Source organism: Propionicimonas sp., from assembly GCF_047606205.1.
GTDB lineage: Bacteria > Actinomycetota > Actinomycetes > Propionibacteriales > Propionibacteriaceae > Propionicimonas.
This window is the reverse complement of record NZ_JASGES010000233.1, coordinates 23,118-29,686: the sequence shown is the minus strand read 5'-3', so window position 1 is coordinate 29,686 and position 6,569 is coordinate 23,118. Positions and strand designations below refer to the sequence as shown.

The 6,569-nt window shown below is 68.1% G+C and carries 5 protein-coding genes; 1 reads left to right on the top strand and 4 read right to left on the bottom strand.

Annotation, left to right across the window (positions count from 1 at the left end; translation table 11 throughout):
• Positions 1-132: 132 nt before the first annotated feature.
• The 4 genes from QM633_RS14635 to QM633_RS14620 form a co-directional block, all read right to left on the bottom strand.
• Positions 133-1,914 carry an FAD-binding oxidoreductase gene (locus QM633_RS14635; RefSeq protein WP_415154502.1) on the bottom strand — a complete coding sequence of 594 codons (1,782 nt, stop codon included), beginning with the start codon at positions 1,912-1,914 and terminating at the stop codon, positions 133-135.
• A 256-nt stretch (positions 1,915-2,170) separates the two neighbouring features.
• Positions 2,171-2,935 (bottom strand): SDR family NAD(P)-dependent oxidoreductase, encoded by a 765-nt coding sequence (locus QM633_RS14630; protein WP_415154501.1) that lies wholly within the window; start codon positions 2,933-2,935, stop codon positions 2,171-2,173.
• A 45-nt stretch (positions 2,936-2,980) separates the two neighbouring features.
• Positions 2,981-4,207, bottom strand: a complete 1,227-nt coding sequence (locus QM633_RS14625; RefSeq protein WP_415154500.1) for a hypothetical protein — start codon at positions 4,205-4,207, stop codon at positions 2,981-2,983.
• A 16-nt stretch (positions 4,208-4,223) separates the two neighbouring features.
• Positions 4,224-5,057, bottom strand: a complete 834-nt coding sequence (locus QM633_RS14620) for a DeoR/GlpR family DNA-binding transcription regulator (RefSeq protein WP_415154499.1) — start codon at positions 5,055-5,057, stop codon at positions 4,224-4,226.
• Positions 5,058-5,273: 216 nt separating this feature from the next.
• On the opposite strand from QM633_RS14620, the gene QM633_RS14615 reads away from it, so the two are divergent.
• On the top strand, positions 5,274-6,563 hold the full coding sequence (locus QM633_RS14615) for an ABC transporter substrate-binding protein (RefSeq protein WP_415154498.1): 1,290 nt from the start codon (positions 5,274-5,276) through the stop codon (positions 6,561-6,563).
• The last annotated feature ends 6 nt before the right edge of the window (positions 6,564-6,569 follow it).

Sequence of the window (6,569 nt, the reverse complement as noted above, 5' to 3'; positions counted from 1 at the left end):
GCCGCCCTTGCCCCTGGCTCGAGCACGACAACAGTCAACGCGGCCACAGCGCACTCGGAGGAAACCGCCCGATCAGCCGACTGCCACCAACCTGATGGCCGGGTACACGTAGACGGACTGCCTGCGGTGGGTTCAGTCGGCGGCGCGGGGAGCGGCGAAGATGTTGTTGCCGACGGCGAACACATTCTGCGGGTCGACCGCCGCCTTCAGCGCCTTCACTGCCGCCACGTTCTCCGGGGACGCGACGCGGTCGACCACCCAGCGGCGCAGCTTGCCGACACCGTGGTGGTGCGAGATCGAGCCGCCCGCGTCCATGATCGCCGCGCGGATGTTGCGTTCCATCTCGGCGAACTTCTCGTCGCCCCCCTCGATGCCGCGGTGGTAGAGACCGTGGGTGAAGTAGAGGCAGACGCCGCTGTGGTACATCTGGGTGAGCCGGGGCGAGGTGAACGGGCGGCCGGGGAAGCCGAGCCGCCTGTGCTCGGAGTTGGCCACCCGGTCGACGGCCTCGCAGACGTCGTGGATGCGGTTCCACGGCACGGTGGTCTCGTAGGTCTCGCCGATGATGTAGTAGTCGGCCAGGAAGTCGCGCAGATAGGCGATCGCGTAGGTGAGCATGTAACCCCGTTCGCCGTTGCCCGACCCGCCCTGGATGCCGCCGAACTGCCTGGCGGTCTGGGCGACGACCTTCTCCTGCACGGCGACTTCGGCGTCCGAGCCCTCGTAGACGATCGTCGCGGCGACCATCGTGTGGTGGTCGAAGCCCTTGATCCTGGTCACGAAGACCTGCTCGACCTTGCTCATCACGACCTTGCTCCCGCTGGGCGCGGCCTTCAGCGACTGGCCGAGGCGGAACTGGAGATTGTCGACCAGGCGGATGCTGGCCGGCTTCACCCCGGTCCGGTTCAGGGCCTCCATGAACGAGACGCCGGTGGCCCAGTCGGCGAAGATCACCGACCCGTACTTCTTCGCCGCGGGCAGGGCGTGGACGTGGATCACCGCCCTGGTGATCAGGCCGAGGTTGCCCTCGCTGCCGAACAGCGCCTTCTGCAGCTGGATGCCGGGGGACTGGCGCGGCGTGGCGTACTCCTGCTCGATCGTGCCGGCCGGGGTGATCAGGGTGAAGTTCTCGACGAGGTCCTCGATGTTGCCGTAGCGGTTCTTCTTCATGCCGGAGGCGTTGGTCGCGATCCAGCCGCCGAGGGTGGACAGTTCCGAACTGTCCGGCTCGTGACCGCAGGTGAGGCCCTCCTTCGCCAGCAGCTCCTCGAGCCGGGAGCCGGTCACGCCGGCCTGCACGGTGGCGGTCAGATTCGCCCGGTCGATGGAGAGGATCCGGTTCATCCGGCGGGTGTCGACGGAGACCACCATCCGGCGCTCCGCGTCCGGCACCAGCAGCGCGCTGCTCACGTTCGTCCCGCCGCCGAACGGGATCAGCACGACGTCGTGCTCGACGGCGAGGGTGACCAGGGCCTGGCAGTCCTCGTCCGACTCGGGCCACACGACGAGATCGACGCAGCGGTCGAGGTTGTCGTACAGAACCCGGGAGACCTCCTCGGTGGTGGTCTGGCCGTGGCTGTGCAGGAGGCGCTCCCGGTCGTCGTCGCTGCGCTGGTCGGGACGCAGCGCACCGGCGAGCGCGGTGAGGAAGCCCTCATTGCGAGCAGCGGCGGTGACCTTGTGGTCGGTGGTCAGCGGACGGGGCGAGGAGAAGTCGATCGTGACGTCGAGTTCGTTGTTGATGAACGGGATCAGGTAGGGCATCCGGTAGCCGCACAGGTTGTAGCGGCTGCCGGTCATCTCCACCGAGTTGTCGCCGAACACGACCAGCTTCGTGTCGTGGAAGCCCCAGCGGTGATCCCACGTGGTGGGATCGAGCGCCGAAGTGTCGCGGTTCAGCGATTTGTCAGCCATCTGTGCGGGTCCTTCGATCGTCGGGACAGGTCGTTCGGTGATCATTCCACCGGCACGGGGACGGGCCCCCGCAGCGTAGCCGACGCGCCCGTCCGGCTGCCGAGAAGTACTGCCACGGGAGGTGGCCGGCGCGCGTCCGGCTGGACCTTCCGGGACCGGCCACAGCGCGGGAGGCCCCCGGCCACCCTCGCGTCCAGGGCCTCCTCCAGACCGGAGCCCTCGACGGGAAGGATGGCTGCCGGCGACGTCGGCGGCGTCAGTCGCGGCTGCGGACCAGTGCGCGCGAGATCGCCCGGACGGCGCTCGCCGGGGCCACCTTGAGGACGGCTCTGGTGATCTTCCACTGGACGCCGGGGACGCTGAGCACCCTGCCGCGTTCGGCGTCGGCGAGGATCTGGGCCGCGACCGGGTCGGCGTCCTGCCAGATCCAGTCGGGAAGGGCGCTGGTGCGGATCCCGGCCCGCTGGTGGAACTCGGTGCGCACCCAGCCCGGGCAGGCCGCGGTGACCGTGACGCCGGTGCCGTGCAACTCGTTCGACAGGCTCTCCGAGTACGAGCGCACCCAGGCCTTCACCGCGGAGTAGTGGCCCTGGGTGGTCCAGCTCGCCAGTGAGGAGATGTTGACGATCCGGCCATGGCCACGGGCCCGCATCGCGCGTCCCGCCGCCCCCCCGAGCACGAGGACGGCGACGCACATCACGTCGATGGCGTGGCGGTGGACGGCGACGTCGAAGTCGGTGAGCCGGGTGTGGATGCCGAAACCCGCGTTGTTCACCAGCAGGTCGACGGGACGCTCCGTGCTCTCCAGCGCCGCGGCGACCGTCTGCAGATCCGCCTCCACCGACAGGTCGGCACGCAGGACGTCCACCTCCACCCCGTGGGCCGCGCCCAGTTCGGCAGCCGCGGCGGCGAGCCGTCCGGCGTCGCGCGCGACGATCACGAGGTCACTGCCCTGGGCGGCCAGGGCGCGGGCGAACGCCGCTCCCAACCCCGACGTGGCACCGGTCACCAGAGAACGCATGGGGGCCAGCGTACTGAGGCAGGCACCGTATCCGGTCACGGCTCCTCAGCGCAGCGACGTGTTCCCTGGCCCGAAGTGCTTGAGCATCACCAGCGGCTCGGTCATGCTCCGGTTCTCGACGCGGACGCCGGCCCGCGCTGCCGTCTCCGAGACGAAGAACTCGTCCTCGGTGAGTTCGCCGAAGCGGATCAGGGTGGGTGCGGACGCGTCGTGGACGCCGATCCTTCCGTGTCCCTGCACGACGATCACCCCGTGGGCGTCAGAGTCGGCGACGGTCACGCTCGCCCCCGGCCGGACCGTGAGCTCCTTGGCGCTGAACGTCGGCGACTTGTACACGATCCAGTTCTCCACGAAGCCCGGGTCGGCGGCGGCGACGGACTCCGCTGTCTCGTGGGGGATCAGGCGACGGTTCACAGCGAAGTCCGGATCGAGGTTCAGGTCCCAGTCGATCAGGTCGAGGATGTAGTCCAGGTCGCCCACCCGGTCGGGTGGGGTGTCCTTCCACAGCAGCTCATCGGGTACCTCGCGGTTGTTGCTCCACGACTCGCACATGCACAGCACGTCCGAGGCGGCCTGCGGCTCGTAGGTGCAGGCACTGCCCGGCGCGTGCAGCACGCCGCCGGGAACGTCCCACCCGGTGCCGAGCTGCGTCCGGTAGCCCAGCGAGAGCTCGGTGATCCGGTTGTCGCCGCCCCTGCCGAACCGGACCAGGCGCTCCCGCACCTGCTCACGCGTCACCTGCGGCTGCAGCCCGAGGAAGGACACCGGCTGGGTGGCCAGGTGGTTGTTCATCTGCGGCGAGTAGTAGTAGGCCTCCGGCTTGGACAGCTTCCCCAGCGGGACGGCGTGTTCGTCGCGGTGGTGGATGTGGAACGGCAGCGCCTGCTGGTTGTCGAAGAACTTCGCGAACACCGGCCACGTGCCATGGCTGTTCCAGATCCGCTCGCCGACGAGGTTCGCCCCGTGGTGCTCGATGAACTCGTCGAAGGGGAGCAGGCCTCCGCGGGCGTCGACGACCAGGCTCAGGCCCTCGTACGGTCCGGTCCGGGCGCCGTTGTCGGCGCGGATCGGGGAGGCCAGCCAGCGCTCGTCGATCCCGCCCCTTTCCTTGCCGAAGGCGTAGTAGTCGTCCGGGTGCAGCCGCAGCCTGCGTCCGGGCGTGGAGAACACCCGGGGCACCCACGTCGGCGCCAACCGCACCACGCCCTCGCCGTCGTCCAGCACGCGCCGCGCGGCGGCCGCGTCGAACTGCACTTTCCTGTCCTCGCTCATACCTGACTTCCTTGTCTCACTCATCGATGTCGACCCGGTCGGGGTCTTCGAGTTCCGCGGTGACGACCACGCGGGCACCTGCTTCCGCCGCGCGGTCGAGCAGTGCCTGGCTGGGCCGCTTGTCGGTGATCAGGGTGGTCGTAGGGGAGAGCCCGCTGACCTCGGCGAACTCCTGCCTGCCGAACTTGCTGCTGTCGGCGAGCAGCAGCGTGCGGGAGGCGCACTCCATCATCGAGTGCATCATCCCCGCCTCGGGGAGGCTGCTGGTCCACACCGTCCCCTCGTCGGAGACGCCGCCCACCCCGATGATCGCCCAGTGGGCATGGATCGATCGGGGGGTCCCCGCACCGTCCGACAGGGCCACCGGCCCGATCGCCACCTGCGAGCGCGGCTGGTACGAGCCGCCCAGCACGTAGATGTCACGCGCGCCGCGCGTGTAGAGCTCGTGGGGGAGCGGCAGGTTGTTGGTGACAACGGTCAGCCCCCGCTTGGGAGCCAGGTACTTGGCCATCGCGAGGGTGGTCGTGCCTCCGTAGATGATCACGCTCTGGCCCTCCTCGATGAGGGACGCGGCTGCGCGCGCGATCTCGTCCTTCGCCGCGGCCTGTGCGTCGATCCGCTTGCCGAAGGGCACCACCGGGTTGAGCCGGTCGTCCGGCGAGATCGTGACCCCACCGTGCGTTCGATCGACCGATCCCTGGGTCGCGAGCGCCTCCACGTCGCGACGAATCGTGTCCTCCGAGACGCCGAACTCGTCGGCGAGCTCGTGGATGGACGCCTGCACGCGGTCCCTGAGGAACTCCAGCATCTCGGCACGACGACGGGCCGGGTAGAGGCTCTCCTTGGTCACTACAGCACCCCCTTGCGGTTTTATGCGTTGATCATGTCCCACATCGTGCAGGCATCGCAAGAGTTGGCGACATGTTATGGATCTGTGACGCAGAAACATGCAAGAATCCCTTGACTATCGGAAGGAGTCGGCGAAAGATTGCATCGCCGGCGTGATCGTGAGTCTCAGAGCGGAGTCGCCGCTCCTCCGGCACGCCACGCACGACAAGGGAGTGAGATGCGAAAGAAGTACCTGGCGGGGATGGCGGCGGTCGTCGCGGCCGCTCTTGCTGTGACTGGCTGCTCGGGTGGGAGCAGCGCGACGTCGTCGGCATCCGGCGACGGTGGCACCGTGACGCTCGAGTTCGCACAGTGGTGGGAGCCCGAACTTCCCACCGGCTCGCTGCGGGCCCTGATGGACCAGTTCGAGACCGAGAACCCCGGGATCAAGGTCAACCTGATCAGTGGTCCCTACGCGTCCACCAAGGAGCAGGTCGTCGCCGGCGCGGCAGCGGGCACGATGTCCGACGTGGTCGGCCTCGACGGCGCCTGGGTCAGCGACTTCGTCAAGCAGGGCTCGCTGTCGAACCTCAGCGACCTGATGAGCTCCTCCGGCTTCGACGAGAGCCAGCTCGCCGCGCAGGTGAAGGTCGACGGCTCCACGTACATGATCCCGGTCGCGAACTTCGTCTACCCGATGTTCGTCAACGAGGACCTGCTGAAGAAGGCCGGCGTCACCGAGGTGCCGAAGACCCGCAGCGAGTTCACCGCCGCGGCCAAGGCCGTCAGTGCGCTCGACGACAACACCGCGGGCTGGGCCCTCCCGCTCGACACGGGGACGCCCAACGGCATCCAGAATGACGTGATGAGCTGGGTCTGGGCGTCCGGCGGCTCGATGCTGTCCGACGGCAAGCCGAACCTGGCCGGCAACCAGGACGTCAAGGACGTGATGGATTTCATCAAGAACCTCTACGACGCGGGCGCCATCTCGAAGGGCTCTTTCACGATGAAGGAGCAGGACAAGGTGAACGAGTTCACCAATGGGCGGGTCGGCATGGTCATCGACTCCCTGGCCCACGTGAACACCTTGCGCGAGCAGAACAAGGACCTCAACTTCACCGTCGCGGCCATCCCGACCGCTGACGGCTACACCGGCAAGGGCGCGATTCCCTACGCCTCGTGGGGCATCGGAGTCGCAGCCAACAGCACGCACCAGGCCGAGGCATTCAAGCTGGTCTCTTTCCTGCTCGGCAAGGACGTCAACGCCTCGCTCTGCTCCTCGGCCAAGGCATTCCCCGGCAACAACACCGCCGTGCCGGACTTCGTGAACGACGACCCCATCTTCAAGAAGGCGTTCGAGATCTACCAGGCGAACAACGCCACCAACGAGTTCGTCGGTCTCCCGGTGGCCGAGGACCTGATGCGGTCGTTCGATGAGCAGTTCCAGCTCTTCCTCGCCGGCAAGCAGTCCGCGGACGACGCGCTCAACGCTGCCCAGAAGGAGTGGGACACGGCCTTCGCCGGCTGACCCCCA

What these genes read in the sequence shown, in the direction of transcription:
- QM633_RS14635 (WP_415154502.1), bottom strand. Translation starts at nt 1,914, where the DNA reads ATGGCTGACAAATCGCTGAACCGCGACACTTCGGCGCTCGATCCCACC.
- QM633_RS14630 (WP_415154501.1), bottom strand. Translation starts at nt 2,935, where the DNA reads ATGCGTTCTCTGGTGACCGGTGCCACGTCGGGGTTGGGAGCGGCGTTC.
- QM633_RS14625 (WP_415154500.1), bottom strand. Translation starts at nt 4,207, where the DNA reads ATGAGCGAGGACAGGAAAGTGCAGTTCGACGCGGCCGCCGCGCGGCGC.
- QM633_RS14615 (WP_415154498.1), top strand. Translation starts at nt 5,274, where the DNA reads ATGCGAAAGAAGTACCTGGCGGGGATGGCGGCGGTCGTCGCGGCCGCT.